22 protein-coding genes and 1 riboswitch are annotated in these 21,905 nt (G+C 51.2%); of the genes, 19 read left to right on the top strand and 3 right to left on the bottom strand.

Features of this window, described 5'->3' with window-relative positions; all coding sequences use genetic code 11:
• Positions 1 to 283 precede the first annotated feature (283 nt).
• Positions 284 to 347, top strand: a riboswitch (Fluoride riboswitch).
• Between the two features lie 72 nt (positions 348 to 419).
• Positions 420 to 803 carry a fluoride efflux transporter CrcB gene (gene crcB / locus WN53_RS15335; RefSeq protein ID WP_024484953.1) on the top strand — a complete coding sequence of 128 codons (384 nt, stop codon included), beginning with the start codon at positions 420 to 422 and terminating at the stop codon, positions 801 to 803.
• Positions 804 to 1,051: 248 nt separating this feature from the next.
• Here the strand turns inward: crcB and cspE are convergent, their stop codons facing one another.
• Complete coding sequence (gene cspE, locus WN53_RS15330) at positions 1,052 to 1,261, bottom strand: transcription antiterminator/RNA stability regulator CspE (protein ID WP_002210315.1); 210 nt, start codon at positions 1,259 to 1,261, stop codon at positions 1,052 to 1,054.
• A gap of 334 nt (positions 1,262 to 1,595) precedes the next feature.
• Here cspE and WN53_RS15325 point away from each other — a divergent pair, with 334 nt between their 5' ends.
• Positions 1,596 to 2,078: a cold-shock protein gene (locus WN53_RS15325; RefSeq protein WP_024484952.1), complete on the top strand. Its 483-nt coding sequence runs from the start codon at positions 1,596 to 1,598 to the stop codon at positions 2,076 to 2,078.
• A gap of 73 nt (positions 2,079 to 2,151) precedes the next feature.
• Positions 2,152 to 2,313 carry a YnfU family zinc-binding protein gene (locus tag WN53_RS28845; protein WP_021180016.1) on the top strand — a complete coding sequence of 54 codons (162 nt, stop codon included), beginning with the start codon at positions 2,152 to 2,154 and terminating at the stop codon, positions 2,311 to 2,313.
• A gap of 4 nt (positions 2,314 to 2,317) precedes the next feature.
• Here WN53_RS28845 and WN53_RS15320 read toward each other — a convergent pair whose 3' ends face one another.
• Positions 2,318 to 3,757 (bottom strand): GGDEF domain-containing protein, encoded by a 1,440-nt coding sequence (locus WN53_RS15320; RefSeq protein ID WP_024484951.1) that lies wholly within the window; start codon positions 3,755 to 3,757, stop codon positions 2,318 to 2,320.
• A gap of 1,093 nt (positions 3,758 to 4,850) precedes the next feature.
• Between WN53_RS15320 and WN53_RS15315 the strand changes: the two genes are divergently transcribed.
• The 16 genes from WN53_RS15315 (at position 4,851) to WN53_RS15240 (ending at position 21,099) form a co-directional block, all read left to right on the top strand.
• Positions 4,851 to 5,516, top strand: a complete 666-nt coding sequence (locus WN53_RS15315) for a DUF3313 domain-containing protein (RefSeq protein ID WP_024484950.1) — start codon at positions 4,851 to 4,853, stop codon at positions 5,514 to 5,516.
• 221 nt (positions 5,517 to 5,737) lie between these two features.
• Positions 5,738 to 6,439 (top strand): Crp/Fnr family transcriptional regulator, encoded by a 702-nt coding sequence (locus WN53_RS15310; protein ID WP_024484949.1) that lies wholly within the window; start codon positions 5,738 to 5,740, stop codon positions 6,437 to 6,439.
• A gap of 187 nt (positions 6,440 to 6,626) precedes the next feature.
• A complete protein-coding gene (locus tag WN53_RS15305; RefSeq protein WP_021805343.1) occupies positions 6,627 to 7,379 on the top strand; it encodes a nucleoside phosphorylase in 753 nt (250 codons plus the stop codon).
• The gene (pnuC, locus tag WN53_RS15300; protein ID WP_024484948.1) at positions 7,379 to 8,095 is read left to right on the top strand and encodes a nicotinamide riboside transporter PnuC; all 717 of its coding nucleotides are present in this window, start codon (positions 7,379 to 7,381) and stop codon (positions 8,093 to 8,095) included. The genes WN53_RS15305 and pnuC overlap by 1 nt, the downstream gene beginning before the upstream one ends.
• A gap of 99 nt (positions 8,096 to 8,194) precedes the next feature.
• A complete protein-coding gene (locus WN53_RS15295; RefSeq protein ID WP_021180021.1) occupies positions 8,195 to 8,401 on the top strand; it encodes a hypothetical protein in 207 nt (68 codons plus the stop codon).
• Between the two features lie 445 nt (positions 8,402 to 8,846).
• Positions 8,847 to 9,893: a porin gene (locus tag WN53_RS26865; protein ID WP_024484947.1), complete on the top strand. Its 1,047-nt coding sequence runs from the start codon at positions 8,847 to 8,849 to the stop codon at positions 9,891 to 9,893.
• A gap of 22 nt (positions 9,894 to 9,915) precedes the next feature.
• Complete coding sequence (locus tag WN53_RS15285) at positions 9,916 to 10,821, top strand: alpha/beta hydrolase family protein (RefSeq protein WP_024484946.1); 906 nt, start codon at positions 9,916 to 9,918, stop codon at positions 10,819 to 10,821.
• Positions 10,822 to 10,981: 160 nt separating this feature from the next.
• Entirely contained in the window at positions 10,982 to 11,839 is an 858-nt protein-coding gene (locus WN53_RS15280) for a MurR/RpiR family transcriptional regulator (protein WP_024484945.1), read from the top strand.
• A 133-nt stretch (positions 11,840 to 11,972) separates the two neighbouring features.
• On the top strand, positions 11,973 to 12,800 hold the full coding sequence (locus tag WN53_RS15275) for an alpha/beta fold hydrolase (RefSeq protein WP_024484944.1): 828 nt from the start codon (positions 11,973 to 11,975) through the stop codon (positions 12,798 to 12,800).
• A gap of 9 nt (positions 12,801 to 12,809) precedes the next feature.
• On the top strand, positions 12,810 to 14,180 hold the full coding sequence (gene dcuC, locus WN53_RS15270; RefSeq protein ID WP_024484943.1) for a C4-dicarboxylate transporter DcuC: 1,371 nt from the start codon (positions 12,810 to 12,812) through the stop codon (positions 14,178 to 14,180).
• 584 nt (positions 14,181 to 14,764) lie between these two features.
• The gene (locus WN53_RS15265; protein ID WP_024484942.1) at positions 14,765 to 15,745 is read left to right on the top strand and encodes a TIM barrel protein; all 981 of its coding nucleotides are present in this window, start codon (positions 14,765 to 14,767) and stop codon (positions 15,743 to 15,745) included.
• 65 nt (positions 15,746 to 15,810) lie between these two features.
• Entirely contained in the window at positions 15,811 to 16,851 is a 1,041-nt protein-coding gene (locus WN53_RS15260; RefSeq protein WP_024484941.1) for a sugar ABC transporter substrate-binding protein, read from the top strand.
• A 19-nt stretch (positions 16,852 to 16,870) separates the two neighbouring features.
• On the top strand, positions 16,871 to 18,364 hold the full coding sequence (locus tag WN53_RS15255; protein WP_024484940.1) for a sugar ABC transporter ATP-binding protein: 1,494 nt from the start codon (positions 16,871 to 16,873) through the stop codon (positions 18,362 to 18,364).
• A 41-nt stretch (positions 18,365 to 18,405) separates the two neighbouring features.
• Complete coding sequence (locus WN53_RS15250) at positions 18,406 to 19,377, top strand: ABC transporter permease (protein ID WP_024484939.1); 972 nt, start codon at positions 18,406 to 18,408, stop codon at positions 19,375 to 19,377.
• The gene (locus WN53_RS15245) at positions 19,377 to 20,234 is read left to right on the top strand and encodes a MurR/RpiR family transcriptional regulator (RefSeq protein WP_024484938.1); all 858 of its coding nucleotides are present in this window, start codon (positions 19,377 to 19,379) and stop codon (positions 20,232 to 20,234) included. Before WN53_RS15250 ends, WN53_RS15245 begins: the two co-directional genes overlap by 1 nt.
• Before the next feature lies 1 nt (position 20,235).
• Complete coding sequence (locus WN53_RS15240; protein WP_024484937.1) at positions 20,236 to 21,099, top strand: ribokinase; 864 nt, start codon at positions 20,236 to 20,238, stop codon at positions 21,097 to 21,099.
• Between the two features lie 41 nt (positions 21,100 to 21,140).
• On the opposite strand, the gene WN53_RS15235 is transcribed toward WN53_RS15240, so the two are convergent.
• Positions 21,141 to 21,896: a GntR family transcriptional regulator gene (locus WN53_RS15235; protein WP_024484936.1), complete on the bottom strand. Its 756-nt coding sequence runs from the start codon at positions 21,894 to 21,896 to the stop codon at positions 21,141 to 21,143.
• Between the last annotated feature and the right edge of the window lie 9 nt (positions 21,897 to 21,905).

Raw genomic sequence — 21,905 nt, 5'->3', positions numbered from 1 at the left:
ACTAGTTTATTAAGCTAATAACTTGATGGGTGGATAAGTTGCTAGCGTAATCAGGTGTTCGTCAGCTCCCCTCACCCTAGCCCTCTCCCACAGGGAGAGGGGACCGGACGTGCCACAGATTAGCTCCTGCGCCGGACCACAACACCGGACTGGCTCCCTCTCCTTTTTGGGGAGAGGGTTGGAGTGAGGGGGAACAGCGATGGCAGAATTGTTAGCAATACCCATCCAGCTAGCAAAACCACAGCGACAAGGTGTAAAATCTGCCCCGTGCGATTGCTTCGTGCCAACAAACGGAGATGACATTCCTCCATAACCGCCTTTCACAGGCTGATGATGTCTACGTAACCTCTCAGAGAGGTGCGTAGGCGCTTGCCTGAACCTTTCTGAGCCTCTTCCATCTTTAGATAGGGTTTATCACCATGTGGAGTTCTTTACTGGCTGTGTTTATTGGCGGTGGTTTGGGTAGCGTATTACGCTGGGCAGTGAGCCTTAAGCTAAACCCTCTACATCCGCATATTCCATTAGGCACTTTGACCGTCAACCTGGTGGGGGGGTTTATCATCGGGCTGGCACTGGCGCTGTTTATCCGTATGACACACATTGATCCGGTTTGGAAGCTGCTGATCACTACCGGATTTTGCGGCGGGTTGACTACCTTCTCTACCTTCTCACTCGAAGTGGTTTATCTGTTGCAGGACGGGCGTGTTGTCTGGGCCATCACCAATATGCTGCTCAACCTGGCGGGTTCGCTGGCGATGACGCTGTTGGCCTTTATGCTGGTCAGAGCGTTCTACGGCCAATGAAATCTCGGGGCTTAATGTTTTCTTAATCTGCCATCGGGATAATCCTCGCTCAGTAACCTGTGCTGAGTGAGGAATTGAATGTTTAACCTGCCAAAAACCACTACTGAATGGATTGTCACCCTGACGTGCGTGTTGATCGTCCTGGCCTTCATCAAGGTTTACCTGTTCCCTTAACCGCTCCCAGCCTGAAAAAAAAGCATAAAAAACCCGCTCATGGAGCGGGTTTTAACAATTTTGGCTACTGTAGCTTAGATAGCGATAACGTTAGCAGCAGATGGCCCTTTGGCACCGTTCGTGATTTCAAATTCTACACGCTGGCCTTCAGCAAGAGTTTTGAAACCATTGCTAGCGATGGCAGAGAAGTGAACGAAAACGTCCTTGCTACCATCTTCTGGAGTAATGAAACCGAAACCTTTAGATTCATTAAACCACTTAACGCTACCTTTAATCTTAGACATCAAACTTACCTTTAACGTGAATGTAAGACACAAAATGTGTGTCCAATACAGTACAGCAATTAGACGGGATTTTGTCCACAACACAGATCACATAAAATCGATAAAAAGTGAAAAAGTCGGTTATTTGCCATGTAAATTGATGTCCGCGGTTACCAGAGATGTCCGAGGCAGCCCAATCCGCCAAAAAACCGTTGAGCGACCGATTAAACACCTCTAAGGCCCATTGTTGCCCCTCAACCCTTTTCGTCTTACTGATGAAACACCGTCCCCCTGTCACTGCACGGCATTACGCGTTATCATTAGCGCTGTTACGAACGACCTGATGAGAATGACCATGAACGGCAAGATAACGACTTTTTTTGAAGACAAAGGCTTCGGTTTTATCACCGACGAGAACGGGGAAAATCGTTATTTTCACGTGATTAAAGTGCAAAACCCAGAGCTGATTAAGAAAAATGCGCTGGTAACCTTTGAGCCAACCAACAATACCAAAGGGCCCTCGGCCTATGCGGTAAAGGTACAGGCACCAAGCAAGTACATCACCATCGCCAACGAGAGGATCAAAATCTCCAGCATCAAGTCCTTCGATACCTTCACCAAAGAAGTGCCGGTCAAGGTGGAGGTCGATAAAGAGAACACCGTGTTGTCCGTTGGTTTGCTGATGAACCGTATCCGTCCGCAAGTAGCCGAAGCGCCACAGACCGCCACGGAAACGCTGCGTATGCTGTCAGTTACCACCTTCCAGAACGCGACTCACGTCTTCTCTGAGCATGAAATCGATATCGATGAAACCGTGCAGGCGTTGAAGACCCTATAGCCCCTGAAAACATTCGAAGCTATTTAATAGCACCTGTGTTAGCGTGGGTTTTCACCTGACACAGGTACGCGATATGTCTGAATCCACCAGCGTTAAAGGTTACAATAACCGCACCACTCAAATTGCCTGCCCAAAGTGTGCTTATGTTACCGAACAGCAATGTTCAAAACTGCGTAAACTCAGCACCTTGATTTGCCCCAACTGCGGCACGCAATTCGCACCAAAGCAGGGCTGAAACGCTATTTGAATATGACATGGTTGAGGCTGTTACCGCTGACCATGTTAAACGATTCTACGCAGTTGCGGCCTTGGGACTTGGCGCGATAAAGCGCAATGTCCGCCATATTCATCAACTGTTCCAGTGATTTATCCTCATTCATTGCCAAACTCGCCACGCCCACACTAATCGTGATCCGTAATGGCGCTTTGCCGTTCGGGTTCAGTTCGGCACTTTCTATCCGCCGGCGCAAATGTTCCCCCAGGGCCACCGCCTGCGTCCCCAGCGCTCGCGGCAGCATAATGGCAAACTCTTCCCCCCCCAGACGACCAAATAGCTGGTCGTGGCGCAGCTCACGTCGCAAAATATGGGCGAATGCTGCCAGAACATGGTCACCGATGGCATGACCATGGGTATCATTGATCAGTTTGAAGTGATCGATATCGATTAACAACAGCGACACCGCCTCCTTCGTGCGCTGCTTCTGTTCCAGCATTTCCCTGCCTTTGCGCGTTAAAGCACTACGCGCCAGTGTCCCGGTAAGGAAGTCGTGGTTCGCACTGTGCTCCAACCGGCGCAGCAGTTTACGGCTAACGGCAATCGAGCTGGACAAAATCAGCGGCCCCATCACCAACATGGCAATCCCCAAACGGGCTGACATCAGGCTGTCCATGACCGCCCCTCGCGCTCCCGGCGTTTCATACAGCATCAGATTGGCAGAAATGCTGACAATCTCCGTCACGCCGGTGAGAAACGTCAGCAAGGTGACGGTAAATAAATGATAACGCACGGCGCACCATAGCAGTGCGGGGATGGGGAAGGCTATCGCGCCCGGCCCACCGATATACACGCTAAGCGCCAACGAAAGCAACAACGCCAGCAAAGGCAGGCTGGAACGCAATTGCCAGCCAAACTGCAGGCTCAGCAATTGCTTTAAGCGTGGCGCGGCCAGCACCACCGGCAGGATTAACAGGTTGGTCGAGAACTGTTCGCTAAACCAGGACATCCAGGCAATGATCAGCGTATTGTTGTATTGACTGTCAGTGCGCAACACTGACAGCGTTGCCGATAGCGCGGCCCCCAGCAGACAGGCGGTAAACATATACAAAATCGCCTGGGGCTTGCCCATACGCCGTTGAGACTTGGGCAGCATCGACATCACGGCATAGCCGGTGGCAATCAGCGCCATATTGCAGGCATTTAGCCAAAGTGCCAGTGGCCAGTTTCCGCCGGCGCTGAAATCGGCAGCAATCATGCCAAGATAGGTGCCAATCCATCCCAACATCGTCGCATAGCCAGGTTTACGCAGCATCAGGCCAAGCAAAATAGCATTCACCGGCCAAAACAGAGAGAGTGACCCTAACGGGCGGGTGAAGATGCCAAACAAGGAAAGCAGGTAGGCCAATAAAAATACATTGACCAGCAGAACCGTCGCTGGCAAACGCTGTCTTTCTACGCTCATGAAATAACCTGCGAGGCAATAATAACAACACTGACTATAAGCATGCTTTCTTTCCCCAAAAAAGTAACAACGAACCACAACGCCCATTAAAATGGTCAATTAAATCAATCAAAAACCCTATCGTGTCTTATTAGTTTAATTCGCCGCTGACAATGTAAAACCCTGTTCGCTGGACTCATCCTTTTAACGAACATGGTTGTTAACAGCATAGTCTAAATTGTTAACGCTATTGAAATAACAAACTATGAGAAATTATAAGGGTATAAGGTTAAGACTCTTCTTACTTACGGGTTATTTTCCTGCAATGCCAGCAGAAGCGCAATGAGAAAAGCCCGTAAAGAGCTGCAGGCTGGCTGGAGGTCGAAAACTAAATGGACAGTTACGGCGCAGGCCCACAGGCCAGCACGGGTAGTGATGGTAAAGCAGCAAGCTTAGACGTAAAAAAGCCCGGCTAGGAACCGGGCATAAAGTGTCGAAATGCAGTGTTAGCCCAAACGGGCTAATAACCGGCATATCATAATCCTCAATTGTGCAGAAAAAGTGGATCCCCCCAAGCTCTCCCCTCTTTAACCGGCAAGTCACCACGCTATCTAACCGCTTCCAGACAGACTAACGCATTGAGCACGCCCGACGCGCAAAAAAAATCCCGCACAAGGCGGGATAAAATCAAAGGGATGGTAATACACTACAGGACTAACACAACATCATCGGGCTGGAATAACCTTACCAGCGCGAGTGTATAGAAATGTCATGCTTGGGTAAGGATGATGTGCCAGATGTAACGCCTGATAGAAGGCACTGACAAACCTGTGGTTTTACTCTGACAGGACATTAATTGTAACCAATGGCAACATGGTTTTTTATGGTGGGTGCGGCACACCAATCGCCGCTCACAGGGTGAATTGCGGGCCTTGCATTACAAACCCTTTGGCGACGCCATTGCGTCGGGGTTTATTAATGAGCTATCCCTGTCGTAATAAAAGCCAATCTGTAACAACGTTATTTTCTTTAAGAAGTTACCCCATGTTTTATTTTGCAGGTTAGTGCTATATTTTTTAGGCACAAACCAACCCTACTTCATGATGGGAAGTATATGAAAAAAAATCGTTTTGGCGTTGCCGCGGCCGTATTAGCTGCGGGTATATTGTTAGCGGGATGTTCCTCAAAGGTGGCAGAAACCACTCAGTACTCTGGGTTCCTGCAGGATTATAGCAAACTACAAAAAACAACAACCCCTAGCGGGCATGAGGTTTTACGCTGGATAGCCCCTGATTTTAATGTGTCTGATTACCGTGGTATCTACGTCCAGCCAGTTGCCTTTTACCCGCCAGCCAAACCGAATGCGCGCGTAAGCCAGGCAACGCTGGATCAAGTCAGGGAATACGCCAACTCACGCCTCAAAGCCGCCATCGCTCAGCGTGCAACCGTGTTACCTAACGCATCTGGTAAGCGCGTATTGGTCGCCAATGTGGCCGTTACCGCAATCGTTGCTGAAAACGAAGACCTGCAGTTCTATGAAGTCGTCCCGGTAGCCGCCGTGATCGCGACCACCATGGCAGCCAGCGGGCACAGAACGCAGAATGCCGCATTATTCCTTGAAGCTAAACTGGTCGATCAGGATACCGGCAAAACGGTACTGGCCGTGGTCCGTAAAGGTTATGGTAAAACTGTCGGCAACAGTACCGCACCAATCACCTTTGCGGACGTGAAAAAAGGTATTGATGACATGATTGACGATATTGTGAACTTCCCAAAATAATAATTAGTGCTGCAAAAGATGGGGAATTAGCTTTCCCCATCTTTTCCCCCATTAAATCTGTGAGTGCCATCACATCACCACCCTGCCGATAAACAAGCTGGGACAAATGTCCCGAGCAATATTCTAATATCAGAGCCAGCTTCCAGTTTTACGCCCTTTTTGACATTGCTGTCGGACTGGCGTCCTGTCCTTACCTGCCGAGGAACTTTATAGTTAACGCTATGCAGAACGACAAAAAAAGCAGTGAATGGTTGAGCGTTGTCGAGTTGGTTACCGGTGACGCCATACTTTACGACCTGCTGAAATATTGCCCGTTGGCTATATTACGCCGTTGGCAGTTACAACAGGTCAGACCCGGCACACTGATCTGCCAACAGCATGAAATTTGTCATGAATTTCATCTGATAGCGCAGGGTAACGTGGACGTTTTTATTCACGCCGACGATGGGCGTAAATATTTACAGGCGCGCTACCATGCCGGAGATATGCTGGGTGAGCTCGAGATCTTTGAGCAACGGCCGTATATCTGCTCGGTAGAAGCGACCAGTGAGGTGACATTGCTGACGCTTTCACGCAGCGATTTTTGCCATTGGCTGACGGTCGACAATTACTTCAACCAGAAAATCATTCAGTCGTTCAGCAGCCAGTACTACCAGCTATCGAAAAAAGCTGGCGAAGACAGTCTCTATTCATTGCACCAGCGCGTCTGCCATGCGCTGTGGCAAAGCTACCAACACCAGGGAGCCCAAAATGAAGGAGAAATTACCATTAATAAACAACAGCTCAGCGAACAGTTTGCCGTGGCCCCACGCAGTATCAACCGCATCCTGTTTGAACTGCGCGAGCAGCAAATTATTACGGTCAACGGTGAACGCATTGCGGTAATCGACCCAGTCCGGTTACACCAACAGGCCGGGTTTTAATTTCTGCGGTATTCGATTTACACCGCCGAACAGGAAATCCACCTATACCCTATGGATTTCAAGCTGCAGCTAGGCGACAAGCTATCCCAGCCCCAGGAGCTTACTTTTAGTAAGTGACTGGGGTGGGATAGTGCAGGTAACAACGCTGCAGTTTGAAAGACGACGGGTATAAATTTAGGTAAGTTCCATGACTCAACTACAACCACACATCCGGCTTAGCCGGCAGATGACACACGCCCATTACGCACTGTTACCGGGCGATCCGCAACGCGTCGAACACGTTGCCCGCTTTCTGGATCAGGTGGAGGATTTTGGCCAAAATCGCGAATACCGGGCGCTGCGCGGTTGGTTTCGTGGCGTGGAAGTCCTGGTGATTTCCACCGGCATGGGTGGCCCTTCAACCGCCATCGCCGCCGAAGAACTACATCAGATCGGCGTAGACTGCCTGGTGCGTATTGGCAGCTGCGGCGCGATGCAAAGTTCAATGAAGTTGGGCGATCTGGTGATTGCCAGCGCGGCGGTACGCGATGAGGGCACCGGCAATGCCTATATTCCCGCTGCCTACCCGGCCAGTGCCGACTGCGGTCTGGTTTATCTGCTGCGCCAGCAGGCACAAAAACTGGGATACAGTACACACTGTGGCTATGTGCGTAGCCATGACAGTTTCTACACGGATCGCGAACAGGAGATCACCGATTTTTGGTCGGCCAAAGGTATTCTCGCCGCCGATATGGAAACCGCCCCGCTGATGGTCGTTGGCGCACTGCGTAATATGCGCATTGCCTCTATCCTGAACGTGGTGGTGGAACACCAGGGCTGCCTGGAACAGAGCATCAACGACTATCAACAGCAGGAGCATTCCTGCCAACGTGGCGAGGAACGCGAAATCGTGCTCGCGCTCGAAACGCTGTATCAGGATCATCTTGAGAGGACGCAATAATGGATTTTTTCAGCATCAATAACGTTATGGTCAACATTCCTCTGGGCGAAGGTGGTTATGCCCTGTCATGGATCGAAGCCATAGGTACGGTGTTTGGCCTGCTGTGCATCTGGTTTGCCAGCAAAGAGAAGATTATCAATTACCTGTTTGGTTTGATTAACGTCACGCTGTTTGCCGCTATCTTCTTCCAGATCCAGCTGTACGCCAGCCTGCTGTTGCAGGTGTTTTTCTTCGTCGCCAACCTGTACGGCTGGTATGCCTGGAGCCGTCAGAACGAAAATAATGAAGCCGCGCTGAAAATTCGCTGGTTGCCACGGCAAAAGGCCCTCACGCTGCTGGTAGTTTGCGTGGTGGCCATCGGCCTGATGTCGCTGTTTATCGATCCGGTATTCGCCGTGCTGACGCGCATTGCCATCGGCATTATGCAGGGAATGGGGCTTTCAGTGGTGATGCCTGAACTGCAGCCAGATGCCTTCCCACTGTGGGATTCCACCATGCTGGTGCTGTCAATCGCCGCCATGGTGCTGATGACGCGCAAATACGTCGAGAACTGGCTGCTGTGGGTACTGATTGACGTGATCAGCGTAGTGATTTACGCCATTCAGGGAGTTTATGCCATGTCGTTGGAGTATATTTTACTGACGGTGATTGCGCTGATGGGATCGTTTGCCTGGATCAACAGTGCGCGCCAAAATGGCTCAAAGCCGTTGCAATAAGGGACAGCACTCAAGGCAATGCCTTGAAAATGGCGGGCATCCCCCCCATGTAACCTGTGTTGTCTGCCATTTCGGTAGGTCTAGCGAAAGGAAATGAATATGTTAGAGAATTATTTTGGCTCTGGGATCGCTCCAACTGAAGAGCAAAAACGCAGATTACTGGCGGTGCAGGCAGCACTGGAACTGTTGAAGGCAACGCTGTCTGACACCAACGACGGCAACGGTGTCGAATACCAGCTGAAAACGGCAGAAAAGCACGTCAGCTCTCTGGCAGATGCCATCCAGGCAGCCGTAGAGAAGAAGTAACGTCCTTGCCTTGCTGGCCCCTGTACAATTCACGTTGTGCGGGGGTTTTTATTGGCTGCTCTCCTCAAAAAAACCTCTTGCCTCCCCCGCTGTCTTTACCCGCAATTCATATTTGTGCCAGCACTCACATATTTAACCAGGGAATTTTTGATTCCCATTCACAACATATCCCCTCTTCCTATAGTGTGAAAATTAATCACCAAGAGGGCGATAACTAAAAATACACAACTTGGATTTCCTTATCAGCATTAAATCATGTGCGGCGCAGGTTGCTCATTGGCACGCTATTTTCTGTTCATTATTAAATAAATTAAATTCATTACCTCCGGCACAAGTCGTTAGAGAGATTAATGCATCCAACTCATTATTTTTAAGTGAGTCGCTTTAGTTCGCCTCATATTTATAAAAAACAAGAAAATGACTTACCTTACACAGGATCATAATAATGAAAACAATACCTCTGGCATTACTCCTTCCTGCCCTGCTAGCCACCAGCGCCGCCGAGGCGGTGACGGTCTATAACAGTAAAGGAACACAACTCGATATTTATGGCCGTATCGAGGCACAAACCGGCAATGAATGGACAGATGAACACACCAATGCCACCAACCTGACCGGCCGTCTTGGCTTTGAAGCCAAACAAAAGCTCGATGAGCAATTCGGCCTGTTTGGCAAGTTGGAATGGCAGGTTAACACTCAGAAGAACGATACCGAGGTCGCCGAAGATAACTGGGATATTCGTTATGGTTATATCGGGATTGACGGTAAGGATCTGGGGAAATTGATGGTTGGGCGTACGCGCAACCCGATGTACCAGTGGATGGGCATTACCGATCGTTACATGAACTACACGGCTAACGTTTACTCCAACTGGGTCGGCACGCGTATCGACTCCTCCTATCAATGGAACCGTCAGGACGGCACATTACAATATGAATATACGAATGGCGGGCTGGACGTTCGCACCGCCTACGTGATGGGTAACGGTGCCAGCGACAGCACCGTTGACGATGGTTATATGGCCAGCCTCGGCTACGCTTTTGAATTCCCGGTGATGGGTATGCCACTAAAAATCAAACCGGTGATCGCCTGGCAGAAAATGACCAAAGACCCCAAAAATACCAGCCTAAGCGGCAACTATACCGATTACACCCAAAAAGGGGTTGGCATACGCCTCAGCTACGACAAAGCTTATCTTGGTATCAACGTTGGCCGACAAACCTACGAGCAAACCGGCCAGCCAGACAAAGATTATGATGCCTTCGACTCGCTGGCCGAATACTGGTTTACCAGCAAAGTCGCGTTACGTGGTGGCTATTCTCAGTTGATCGAGTCTGAAAATGACTACGTCCATCGCAAACAGTGGATCTCCGAATTGGAATACCGACTGAAAAAAGATGTGCATCTTTCTGCCACCTATATTTATGACGATCGGGAAAGCTACGATTCGGCAGAAAATCTGTGGGTACTTGGGTTACGTTACGAATTTTAATCACTGAACAAGGATGAAAATCATGAACAGCAAACTCAGTTTATTCGCCGTGTTAGCGTTGAGTGCCAGCCTCAGCCATGCGGCCCCCCTGCCAAAAGAGAGCGGTAGTTTCGATTTCACCGTGCCACAAACCGGCAAGAAGATGGAAGTCTTCAGCTACCAGCCTCCTGGAGCCAACGCCAACACCCCGGTGGTGTTTGTCCTGACCGGGCTGAACCGTAACGCCGCTGAGTACCGCGACTCATGGGTAGAGAATGCCAAGAAAAACAAACTTATCGTCATCGCTCCGCTGTTCTCCGAAGCCGATTATCCCGGTAACGACGGCTATAATCTGGGGAATATTGAGAATGCCAAAACCCACCAGGTCAACCCTAAAGGGGAATGGGCCTTCACGGTCATTGACGATCTGTTTGCCGATATGCAAAAACAAGGGGTCACCAAACAACAAGACTATTATTTATTTGGCAACAGCGCTGGCTGCCAGTTTGTTCACCGGATGCTGACCTTTGTTCCTGAGGCCAATGTCAAAGCCGCCATTTGTGCAGCAGCGGGATGGTGGACCATGCCAGATGTGGAAAACCCATGGCCCTATGGGCTGGACAATGCGCCAGTGAAAGTGACGCAAAAACAGCTGGCCGACTATTTTGCCAAACCCGTGCTGATCACCGTCGGTGAAAAAGATAACGATCCGTATCACCCTTTGCTGCGCCGTTCTTATGAAGCCATGGCGCAGGGGGATAGCCGGTTAACCCGTGCACAAAGCTATTTCCTGACGGCGCAGCAGAAAGCCAAACGCTATAAGGTCGACTTCAACTGGCGCTTTACGACCTTACCCGATGTAGGGCATAGCGGCTCGAAGATGTCTGCCTATGGCGCCGAGCAATTTGCCTGGTTTGAACAGCATGGCGAGTTCAAGGTACAACCGTAATTCGAGGAGAACGCGCTACTGCCAAAGCAAGCGGTAGCGCGGGTCAGAAGGGAATGAGAGATGACACACACTTCTGACAAGGGAATTTTTGATTCCCCTTTTTTCTGCCTTGGGTTTTGTTATTAATGAAGGAAGAAATTACGTAGAGGGGAAAACTGACATGAACAGAGCGGAATTCACTCAACGTATTGCTGACATTGATAATCTGACCGAAACGGATCGGCGTATCATCGACTATTTTGACAAACACTTTGAGTCCATTCCCTACAGCAAAGTGATTGATGTTTGTCATGAAATCAACATCGCCAAGTCTACCTTGGGGCGATTTATGATGAAGCTCGGCTTCACCGGCTTTCGCGACTTCAAAGAGTCCACCATCGAGCCTGAGCAACGCAGAAACATCTCCCCCATAGAACGCTTCGACAACAGCAAAAACAGAAAAAACGGCATCGAATTCATTGAAAAACACTGCAGCGAGATCACCGATAATATCAACAATACGTTGAAAAACATCAATCGCCAGCATTTGGAGAAAACCATCGCGCTGATTTGCGATCCGGAAAAAAGGCTGTATGTGATTGGCAGCGCAACGGCACATGCCTTGGCCGAGTATTTTTATCTGCTTGGCCGCTATATCAAAAAAGACATTGTGCTGCTGGATGCCAATATTGCCAATTTACCGCATAAGCTAATCGACTCGAGAAAGGGCGATGTGCTACTGGCGATTTCTTATTATCGTTTTTCCAGCGTGACGACAAGGTTAATAAAATGGTTTTATCAAAATCGTGGCGATACCATCGTCATCACCGATAATGCCGTCAATCCGTTCAGCCACTTCGCCACGGCGATGTTGCTGATGGAGAGCCAGCATAGCGGGCTGTTCAGCAGCCGTAGCGCTGGCTTCGTATTAATCGAGGCGCTGGTTAATTATATGGGCGAAGTGAAAAGCAACGAATTAAACGAGAACTTCAACGTCATGGAGTCGTTATTCGAGGCATTTAACGTTTTTAATAAATAACACCAACACCAGGCAGTGTGAATATTCATCAACCATCTTTATAGCCCTGTTGCTTCAGGGCTAAGCATTGACTCACCAGAATGCCATGTAGCAATCCATCTCTGGCGTTTATTTAATGAAAAGAGGCTTTATCATGAGCAGTGAAAACAGCGCAATCCCTGTTTGCCCTGAGCAGCAAATTCTACGTACCTCACAGGGGAATTTATCTTTCCGCGCTTGCGGTGAGGGCGAAACCCTGATCTTTTTACACGGTATTCTGGGCAGCTCGAAGGCCTGGCCATTCCAGTTTGCCGCCTTTTCTCCCCACTACCGCGTCATGGCCTGGGATGCGCCCGGTTATGCCGACTCCGCGCTGGTTCCGGCCGATATCGACGCTTTTGTGCAGATGCTGCATGAGTGGGTGCAACACTGCGGGGCAGAGAAAGTTTCCCTCGTCGGGCACTCAATGGGCGGCTCCGTTGCCAGCCGCTACGCCGCCCGCTATCCAGAGCGGGTAAAAAACCTGGTGTTGTCCTGCACCCATCCCGGCTATGGCGCGCCAGAGTCGGCACCCAGCTCGGAAAAGCTGGAAAAGCGGCTGAAAGAGCTCGCCGAAATTGGCCGCGAAGCCTACGGCAGAAACCGCGCACGTGATCTGCTGCCGTTCCCAGATGTACCTGCGGCAGTGCTGGACTATGCGGCAGAAATTGCAGCAGGCACCAACCTGGAAGGCCTGAGGCGTGCCACTCGCATGTTGCAGCTAGCCGACAACCGCCCGCTACTGCCCCAGCTCAAGATGCCAACGCTGATCCTCACCGGTGAAAAAGACGCCGTGGTGCAACCACAGCTCAAAGCCGATCTGCTGGCGCTGGTGCCCTACACCCAACATATCGAGATGCCCGGGATGGGCCATGCGCCTTATTTCCAGGCTCCGGATTATTACAACACGCTATTGCATGAGTTTTTTGCCAAACACTCATAAGGGGACATGATGACTGGATTTATCATCGGGATGATCGTTACCGTATTGGCGGCCTGGTTTATTATCAAAAACTACCAGCCGCAAACCGTGTTACTGCTGGCGGGGCTGAGCCTGCTGCTGATCACGGCGGTGTTCTTTCCCGATCAATCGATATTGTACGGCAAGGCCAAATCCATCGGCTGGGTTGGCGGGGATATTTTCGCGTTCGTGAAAGAGTCTTTGACCACCCAGGTGGCGGGCATCGGTTTGATCATTATGGCGGCGGGCGGTTTTGCCGATTATATGGATCACATCAAAGCGTCGAACTCGATGGTAAATCTGTGCATCAAACCCTTGCAGATGATCAAGGCTCCTTACCTGATCCTGGCGATCGGCTACATATTATCCCAGTTGCTGCACGTGGCGATTTCCAGCGCGGCCGGTCTGGCGATGCTGCTGTTGGTCACCTTCTTCCCGGTGTTGGTGCGGCTTGGAGTCAGTAAAGCCGCCGCCGCCTCGATGATCGGTATGTCGGCGTTTATGGATCTCGGCCCGGCAGTGGGCACCGCCAACCTGGCAGCCAAACATGCCGGTATGGAAACCGCAGTCTACTTTGCCCACTACCAACTGCCGGTCGCCACCGGCGTGATGCTGGCGGTAGCGGTACTGATCTTCTTCACCGCACGCTACTTTGACGCCAAAGACGGGCATATCGTTACCCAACTGCAGGTGGAACAGCCAACCAGCGAAGATACAGCCAAGGTACCGGCATTCTACGCTTTCCTGCCGGTGTTCCCGGTGATACTGGTGATCGTCTTCAGCCCGCTGGTGATCAGCAGCATCAAGATTGACGTGGTGACGGCGATGATTATCGGCACCCTGTTGGCATTTTTCTGCGAGTTGCTGGTACGGAGGGATTTCAAAACCGCCTGCAAGGGCATCCAGGTGTTCTTCAAAGGCATGGGCACCATGTTTACCAGCATCGTTTCCCTGCTGGTGTGTGCCGACGTTTTCGCCCAGGGCTTGCAGATCATCGGGGCCGTTGACTTCATTATTCACACCGTTCAGGCCGCGGGCTTCGGTTTTGGCAATATGACGATAGTGATGGCCCTGCTGGTCTGCGTGACCGCGGCGCTGACCGGCTCCGGCGTGGCTGCGTTCTTCTCCTTCTCCGGGCTGGCTCCAGGCATTGCCGCCAAATTTGGCGAAAGCGCCGTCAGCATGATCCTGCCAATGCAACTGATGGCCGGTATGGGAAGATCGATTTCCCCGGTGGCCGGGGTGATCATTGCCGTCAGCAAGGCCGGTGAATGCTCGCCGTTTATGATTGTCCGCCGTACTCTTATCCCCGCTGTAGGCGGGATGATCACCATGCTGGTGCTAAACGGCATCCTGAATTAATGTCGTGTTAAAACTCGGGGCAGGGAAATCTCTGCCCTATCATCAAACCCTCGCCAACTGTCCATTTATTGACCATAAACCTGGTCTTTTCTGAAATGTTTCACCGCCTCTATATCGCCTGGTTATCCCCCTGTACACTGCCTGAAAATCGTCCTTAATCCGGGCAGGGATACCGTTTTATTAACAAGGAGTGTTGATATCATGTTCTCAAAGATCATGTTTATTCTGTTTTCCGCCACCGTGGTATTGGTGCTGATTAACTGGGAACGCCTGTGGGACTATATCCGCCCAATGGTGTAACCCGCGTAAAGTGCAGGCCAGCCAACTGGCCTGTCTAGTCCCATGTTCACCTCTGCCAATCCCACCGTATTGCTCCCCTCACCGTCTCAACCTCTCTCGCTCCTGGCTATTTCCTCTGTGGTAAAGCCTTCCTGTAGCGAAATTTCGTGAATGACCTCGCAAAGTGATTAATAAAACGACGAGTGAGCTTGCAGTTGTCAATGGCTAGTGATAGAAAAATACTACTTTACGAAAAATCGTGAAGAAGGAAAGTACATTACAGAACCATTGACCAAGGACACCTCATGTCAGAACTTAAATTCGCCACCCGTTTGAACTCCTTTGCCTCAGGAGCCAATCTTTACTGGCCAGAACTAAAAGGCAAACCCTCTGTATCGCAAATGATTGAGCGGGCCGGAACGGTCAAGGGATTGACCCACCTGGATTTAAACTACCCTCAGCACATCAATGAGGATGTCAAAACCATGAGCCAAAAGATCGAAGCGGCTGGCCTGGCGGTGAATGGCATGCAAATGCGCTGGGATGCGCCAGAATTCAAGATTGGGGCGTTCACCAATCCGGACCCAAAAATCCGCCGCCAGGCGATCGAACTGACCAAGCGTGGGATAGATGCGGGCCGTGAGTTTGGTGCCAGTTTAATGACCCTGTGGATGGGCCAGGATGGTTTTGATTATTGCTTCCAGGCAGATTACAAAAAAATCTGGGAAGACGCCGTCTCCGCGGTACGTGAAGTGGCCGAATATGCTCCAGATGTCGATATCAGTATCGAATACAAACCTAATGAGCCACGGGCCTACAGCATTTTTCCCAACGTCACCACCTGCCTGCTGGCGGTTGAAGAAGCTGGCTGTGCGAATCTGGGTATCACGCTCGACTTTGCCCACGTGCTGTTTGCCAACGAGATCCCGGCCTTTGCCGCCGCCATGGTCGCCCGCCGCTCTCGCCTTATGGGTCTTGATCTGAACGATGGTTGGGGCAAACGCGACGATGGCCTGATGGTGGCTTCGGTCAACCCACGGGCGACGCTGGAATTCCTCTGGCAGATGCAGCGTGACGGCTACACGGGGGCTTACTATTTTGACACCTTCCCAGACGCCAGCGGCCTGGATCCGGTGCGTGAAGCCGAAACCAATATCGCAACGGTGACCCGCCTGCTGAAACTGTGCAAGCAGCTCGACAATAACCCTGAGTTGATGAGCGCCATCAGCAAGCAAGACGCCGTTGCCTCACAGCAAATTGTTAACGACATCATGCTGGCGAAATAGAACCAGCAACCGGGCGCCCAACGGGTGCCTCTAATAATAACTCACAGCACCAAGGATAGAAGAAGATGAAAAAGCACTTACTTTCTGTACTCGCCTCTACCCTGTTTTGCACCAGTGTCTATGCTGCCGATCTGCCACCGTTACAGTCTGATACCGAACCCGACCGTACCGATTGGACCGAGCTTAGTGCCAAATATGGCCCCATGCCAGCGGTGGACAGCAAGCTGAAGATCGGCGGCGTATCCAAAACGCTTACCAACGAATATTGGCGTTCCCTGGGGGAAGGCTACCAAACCACGGCCAAAAAGTACGGCTTTATGGTGGCCTATCAGGCCGCAGCCAATGAAGACGATCAGCTAGGCCAACTCTCGATCGCGGAAACATTGATTTCCCAAGGCTTTAATGGCCTGCTGGTTTCTCCACAAACGGACGCCAACCTGCAACCCGCCTATGAAGTAGCGAAAAGCAAGGGCATCCCGGTAGTCAACGTCAACGACGCCGTCATGCCCAGTGCCGCCCATTACGTAGGTAACGTACAGAAAGATAACGGTGTCCGGGTCGCCAACTGGTTTATCCAGCATCATCCGGAAGGTGGCAAAGTCGCGGTGATCGAAGGCCAGGCTGGCGTTTATGCCGCCACACAGCGAACCAAGGGGTTCAAGGAAACCATTGGTGCCAACGGCAAGTTCACCGTAGTCGCCAGCGTGCCAGCCAACTGGAGCCGGGAAAATGCCTATAACGCCGCCACCACTATCTTGCAGCAGCATCCGGATATGGTTGGTTTCTACGCCAACAACGACGGTATGGCACTCGGAGTGGTTGAAGCGGTTCGCGCACAGGGTAAAACCAACCAGGTCGCAGTGTTTGGTACCGATGGGATTTCCGATGCCTATGCTTCCATCAAACGCGGTGAGTTGACCGGCACAGTGGACAGCTTCCCAGTACTGACTGGCGAAGTGGCGATGGAAGTAATGTTGCGCCTTATCGACGGGCAGAAAATTTCACGCGTAGTCTCCACCCCACAGGCTTTGATCACCAAAGAAAACGCGGATGCTTTCTCCACCAAAGACAACGAGAAACTGCGCCAACTGCTGGTACAGCAATAAGCCAGGCGACGGAGGGTTTATGGAACAGTTTTGTTTAACGATGCGTGGCATTAATAAAACCTACGGCAGCGCGGCTGCGGTTCAGGACGTAGATTTTTCGGTCAGGCACGGGGAAGTCCATGCCTTAATCGGGGAAAACGGCGCAGGGAAATCGACGCTGCTGAATATTCTCTCTGGAGTACGGGCAGCTGACTCTGGTGAAATCCAGGTTGAAGGTCAAACGATCCTGATGAAAAACCCGCTTTCCGCACGCCAGGCGGGGATCGCCATGATCCACCAGGAATTGCAGCATGTTCCTGAACTCTCCGTAGCGCAGAATATGTTTCTTGGCAGGCCGCTGACCCAGTGCCAGGGCCTGTTCGTGGATAAGAAAGCCCAGTACGCAAGGGCAAAGGCGATCCTGAGACGGCTCGATCCCACCATCGACCCGAACGAGCCAATCAAGAATCTGAAGGTCTCTCAGCAGCAGATCGTCGAAATTGCCCGGGCATTACTGGATGAGGCCAAAATCATTGCGATGGATGAGCCAACGTCCAGCCTGACGCCAAGGGAATTTGATCGGCTGGCCGAGTTGATCGCCGATCTTAAATCGATGAACGTCGCGCTGATTTATGTCTCGCATAAGATGAATGAGATTTTTAAAGTCTGCGATCGCGCCACGATTTTACGCGATGGTAAACAGGTCGGCGTGGTCAATATCTGCGACGAAACGGAAGAAACCATCGTCACCAAAATGGTCGGACGCAAGATTGAGAAAGTGCAGCATCACTCTTATGTCACCGACAAAGAAATTTTGCGCGTAGAAGACCTTGGACGCGACAAAGCCGTACTGTCAGCCAGCTTCAGCGTACAGGCAGGAGAAGTTCTGGGGATCGCAGGCCTGGTCGGCGCAGGCCGTACCGAGCTACTGAAGCTGATCGCCGGTATCGACGCCAAAACCAGCGGCCAAGTGTTGGTTGAAGGCTCGCCGGTGAAAAAGCTTAATGTCAGCTCGGCAATCAAGGCTGGCATCGGTTTGGTGCCGGAAGATCGCAAAAAAGAGGGTATTATTAAAGAGCGAGCGGTAAAAATGAATATGGCGCTGCCCTCGATGAGTAACTTCACCCGTTACGGCTGGTTAAAAAAAACCAAACTAAACCAGTTGGCCCTGGAAGTGATGTCCGACTTAAACCTGCGCCCGCTGAATATTGATAAACCCATCGGCACCTTGAGTGGCGGTAATCAGCAAAAGGTCATTATTGGCCGGTGGGTCGCGGCAGATAATAAAGTATTTTTATTTGATGAGCCCACGCGTGGGATCGATATCGGCGCCAAATCAGAAATTTATAATTTAATCGAAAAACTCGCCAAGCAAGGAAAGGCTATTGTAGTGGTCTCATCCGAAATGCCAGAAATTATTCGTATCTCCGATCGGGTACTGGTGATGCGCGAAGGGAAAATTACCCGGGAACTCAAAGGCGACGATATTACAGAAGAAAATATCGCTCGTTATGCGATTAACGATCTGAATTAAAAACGGCTTCTGTATCTTATATTTTTATTAAGGCAATCATTATGATAACTCAGGGTAAGGCTCAGCCTAAAGTGCCGTCCTCGGCGCTATTCAAGTTTAATTTGCGTGATGCGGGCACACTGATTGGTTTACTGATCATTGTGGTCACCTTCTCGCTGCTGTCACCGGGTTTTTTAACGGTGCCTAACCTGCTGAATATTTTACAGCAATCGTCGATCAACGGCATTATTGCCCTGGGCATGACGCTGGTGATTATCTCCGGCGGTATCGACCTCTCGGTGGGGCCAACGGCGGCGTTATCCGCGGTGCTGGGTGCTACGCTGATGGTCGCTGGGGTGCCCGTACCGCTGGCGATAATGGCAACCTTGGGTGTGGGCGCACTGTGTGGGGTTTTCAGCGGCACGCTGGTAGCCTACGCCGGATTACAGCCTTTCATTGTCACCCTGGGCGGCCTCTCGCTGTTCCGGGCCATGGCACTGATCTTTACCAACGGCAACCCTATCTTTGGCATCCCAATGGAGTTTCGTAATTTCATCAACAGCGAAATTTTCGGTGTGCCAAGCCCGATCGTGATTGTGGTTACCATCGCCATCATCCTGTGGGTGGTGATGAATAAAACTCCGCTGGGGGAATATATTCTGGCGGTTGGCGGTAACGAAGAGGCTGCACGCGTAGCCGGTGTACCGGTAAAAAGAACCAAAGTGACGGTGTTTGTGATTTCCGGCGTGTTGGCCTCGCTGGCTTCACTGATCCTGATTGGCCGCCTGGGTGCTGCCGAACCGACAATGGGCAACCTGTGGGAATTGGATGCCATCGCGGCTGCCGCTATAGGTGGGGCATCCTTGATGGGGGGCAAAGGCAGTGTGATCGGCACGCTGATCGGCGCCATCATTCTGGGCTCGTTACGTAACGGATTGACGTTGCTAAATATTCAGGCGTTTTATCAATTGCTTGCCACAGGGCTTATTATTATCATAGCCATGTTGATTGACCGAGCGACAAGAGGCAAGTAATGAAGCAGGATCCGCGAGCAATTGGCGCTCAAATTCGCATGAGATTGCCACAACTGACGCCACTGGAAAGAAAAGTGGTGGACTCGATCACCTCGAAAACTGATTTATCCGAGCAAACCTCATTAAAAGAGATTGCGCTGGAAAATAAAGTTTCTGAGGGGATGGTAGTTAAACTGGCAAAAAAGCTCAACTTCTCTGGCTTCAGAGAGTTCAGAAGCAGTTTGATTTACTATAACTATTCTGAAGTAGCAAGTTTGCATGCAGAAATTGAGCCTGATGATTCGTCGGAGCAATTACTGGAAAAGGTATTCAAAACGTCGATTCAGGCAATAGAAGAAACCATTTCTATTCTAGACGTTTCTGAATTTAACCGCGCCGCAGATATTCTGTTCAAGGCTCGGCACATCGATCTCTATGCCGTCGGTGGTTCGGCCACCATTGCCCGCGATCTGGCGCATAAGCTGCTAAAGATCGGGATTAAATCGACGGTCTACGATGATGCCCACACCATGCTGATGTCTGCTGCGATCTTATCGGATGATGATGCCGTGGTGGCAATCAGCCATTCCGGCGCTACCCGTGCGGTCAACGATCCCATTAAGCTGGCCGCGCGCAACGGTGCCAAGGTGATTGCCATCAGCAATTATGCCGAGTCGCCCATTGCGCGTAATGCGCATGTGGTTCTCAATTCAACCTCACAGGGTTCGCATTTGCTTGGGGAAAACGCAGCGGCACGCATTGCTCAACTTAATATCCTTGATGCACTGTTTGTGGCGATTGCGAAAAAGGATTTGAAGCAGGCTGAAAAGAATCTGATGAAAACCCAGCAGGCGGTCCGTGATTTAAGAGAATACTAACATGAGTAAAATCGTAGTCGCTGGCAGTCTTCATTACGACATTATGCTGCAGGCGCCCCATCGGCCAGAAAAAGGCGAAACGGTGATCGGTAGCAGTTGCGCCTATAAATTTGGTGGCAAAGGGGGCAATCAAGCGGTTTCGGCAGCCAAGGCGGGGGCGCAGGTCAGCTTCGTTGGCGCGGTAGGCGCTGACGATCCGGGTAGATTCCTGCTCGCGGTGCTAATGGAAAACCAGGTTGATACGCGCCACGTCGAGATAACCTCGGCGGCACCTTCCGGTATGAGCGTCGCTATTATGGATGCCGAAGGTGATTATGGTGCAGTGGTGGTCTCGAATGCCAACAACCTGATCGCTCCCCAGCAGTTGGATCAGGGTAGCCTCTGGCAAGATACCGGCATGCTGTTACTACAAAACGAAGTGCCCGAAGCGATTAACCTGGTTGCCGCCAAACAGGCCAAAAATCACGGTGCGTTGGTCTGCCTGAACGCCGCTCCGGCCCGTGAACTCAGCGCACAGCTCCAGGCTTGCATCGATCTGCTGGTGGTCAATGCGGTTGAAGCACGCGATCTTAGTGGCATTACGGTCAACGATTTGCAGCAGGCCTGTATGGCTGCCGAGGCATTGAGCGCTAGTTTTAAGGCCGTGGTGGTCACTGCGGGTGAACATGGCGTCGCCTTCTGTGAGGCCGGTAGCAGCAGCCAATCCCTTCCGGCGCTGAAGGTCGAGCTGGTCAGCACTCACGGTGCCGGTGACTGTTTTATGGGCATGTTGTGCGCCTCATTGTTACAAGGGCAAACATTACCGCAGGCAGTGGCTAGAGCGAACAAGGCTGCCGCCGAACACGTTTCCCACCCCACCCGCTGAATTCGGCGCCCCCTCTCTTGCGCGGAAAGGGGGCTATCAACTCACGGCGCCTTATTAATGGTGCAGTTCCATTGCTGGTTCACCACGCTCTGATTAGCGACGATCTGTAACGACAGTGCAGCATCCTGAGTATGAGTGATGCTGTATTCAAGTACCACATCGTCCAGATTACTGGCGGTCCGCTCAACCCTGAACAAAGCCGAGCCTTGCTCGATGTTCAGCAAGCTGGCCAGTTTGGCATCGCAGATCATCGGTAAATAACGTTCCGTTGCCTTGGTTGGAGAATAACCGAACGTTTCTCGTAGTTGTTCATACAGCGGGCTGCTTCCGTCAACATGACTCAGATCGTTATACACCCGTCCATTCAAGTGGGTGATCGAATGGCCCACCACTTTCTCCCCCTGCATGAACAACCGCTCAAGACGCATCAGTTGGTGGCCTAAATCCAGATGCATCCGCTCAGCCACCTCTTGATCGGCCATGGTCGATAACAGGGAAAGGATTTCTACTTCAACCGGCATAGCCGAATTAAAGCTCAGCAGGACATCTGGCAGATCGGTGTAGTGTTTATGCAACGCATCACGATTGATGAAGGTCCCTTTGCCCTGCTCCCGATGCACCATGCCAACACTGGCCAGTGAATCGATCGCTTGCTTGATGGTCCCGCGGGCGACCTTAAACTCATCGGCAAGCAGTAACTCGCCGGGGAGTTTATCGTCATAGGTAAAGGTGATAATCCGTTGCAGGATAATGCCTTTTATCCTGAGATACAGTGGCAGTCCATCCGACTCAAACATACTGATGCT

It is taken from the genome of Serratia fonticola, from assembly GCF_001006005.1.
Taxonomy (GTDB): Bacteria; Pseudomonadota; Gammaproteobacteria; order Enterobacterales; family Enterobacteriaceae; genus Chania; species Chania fonticola.
The sequence above is the reverse complement of the archived record's forward strand: the minus strand, read 5'-3'. Positions and strand labels throughout refer to the sequence as shown.

Coding starts and splice junctions, on each gene's coding strand:
- cspE (WP_002210315.1), bottom strand. CDS start 1,261: ATGTCTAAGATTAAAGGTAGCGTTAAGTGGTTTAATGAATCTAAAGGT.
- WN53_RS15250 (WP_024484939.1), top strand. CDS start 18,406: ATGATAACTCAGGGTAAGGCTCAGCCTAAAGTGCCGTCCTCGGCGCTA.
- pnuC (WP_024484948.1), top strand. CDS start 7,379: ATGGATTTTTTCAGCATCAATAACGTTATGGTCAACATTCCTCTGGGC.
- WN53_RS15285 (WP_024484946.1), top strand. CDS start 9,916: ATGAACAGCAAACTCAGTTTATTCGCCGTGTTAGCGTTGAGTGCCAGC.
- dcuC (WP_024484943.1), top strand. CDS start 12,810: ATGACTGGATTTATCATCGGGATGATCGTTACCGTATTGGCGGCCTGG.
- WN53_RS15260 (WP_024484941.1), top strand. CDS start 15,811: ATGAAAAAGCACTTACTTTCTGTACTCGCCTCTACCCTGTTTTGCACC.
- WN53_RS15315 (WP_024484950.1), top strand. CDS start 4,851: ATGAAAAAAAATCGTTTTGGCGTTGCCGCGGCCGTATTAGCTGCGGGT.
- crcB (WP_024484953.1), top strand. CDS start 420: ATGTGGAGTTCTTTACTGGCTGTGTTTATTGGCGGTGGTTTGGGTAGC.
- WN53_RS15235 (WP_024484936.1), bottom strand. CDS start 21,896: ATGTTTGAGTCGGATGGACTGCCACTGTATCTCAGGATAAAAGGCATT.
- WN53_RS15245 (WP_024484938.1), top strand. CDS start 19,377: ATGAAGCAGGATCCGCGAGCAATTGGCGCTCAAATTCGCATGAGATTG.
- WN53_RS15305 (WP_021805343.1), top strand. CDS start 6,627: ATGACTCAACTACAACCACACATCCGGCTTAGCCGGCAGATGACACAC.
- WN53_RS28845 (WP_021180016.1), top strand. CDS start 2,152: ATGTCTGAATCCACCAGCGTTAAAGGTTACAATAACCGCACCACTCAA.
- WN53_RS15320 (WP_024484951.1), bottom strand. CDS start 3,757: ATGAGCGTAGAAAGACAGCGTTTGCCAGCGACGGTTCTGCTGGTCAAT.
- WN53_RS15325 (WP_024484952.1), top strand. CDS start 1,596: ATGAACGGCAAGATAACGACTTTTTTTGAAGACAAAGGCTTCGGTTTT.
- WN53_RS15275 (WP_024484944.1), top strand. CDS start 11,973: ATGAGCAGTGAAAACAGCGCAATCCCTGTTTGCCCTGAGCAGCAAATT.
- WN53_RS15255 (WP_024484940.1), top strand. CDS start 16,871: ATGGAACAGTTTTGTTTAACGATGCGTGGCATTAATAAAACCTACGGC.
- WN53_RS26865 (WP_024484947.1), top strand. CDS start 8,847: ATGAAAACAATACCTCTGGCATTACTCCTTCCTGCCCTGCTAGCCACC.
- WN53_RS15280 (WP_024484945.1), top strand. CDS start 10,982: ATGAACAGAGCGGAATTCACTCAACGTATTGCTGACATTGATAATCTG.
- WN53_RS15240 (WP_024484937.1), top strand. CDS start 20,236: ATGAGTAAAATCGTAGTCGCTGGCAGTCTTCATTACGACATTATGCTG.
- WN53_RS15310 (WP_024484949.1), top strand. CDS start 5,738: ATGCAGAACGACAAAAAAAGCAGTGAATGGTTGAGCGTTGTCGAGTTG.
- WN53_RS15295 (WP_021180021.1), top strand. CDS start 8,195: ATGTTAGAGAATTATTTTGGCTCTGGGATCGCTCCAACTGAAGAGCAA.
- WN53_RS15265 (WP_024484942.1), top strand. CDS start 14,765: ATGTCAGAACTTAAATTCGCCACCCGTTTGAACTCCTTTGCCTCAGGA.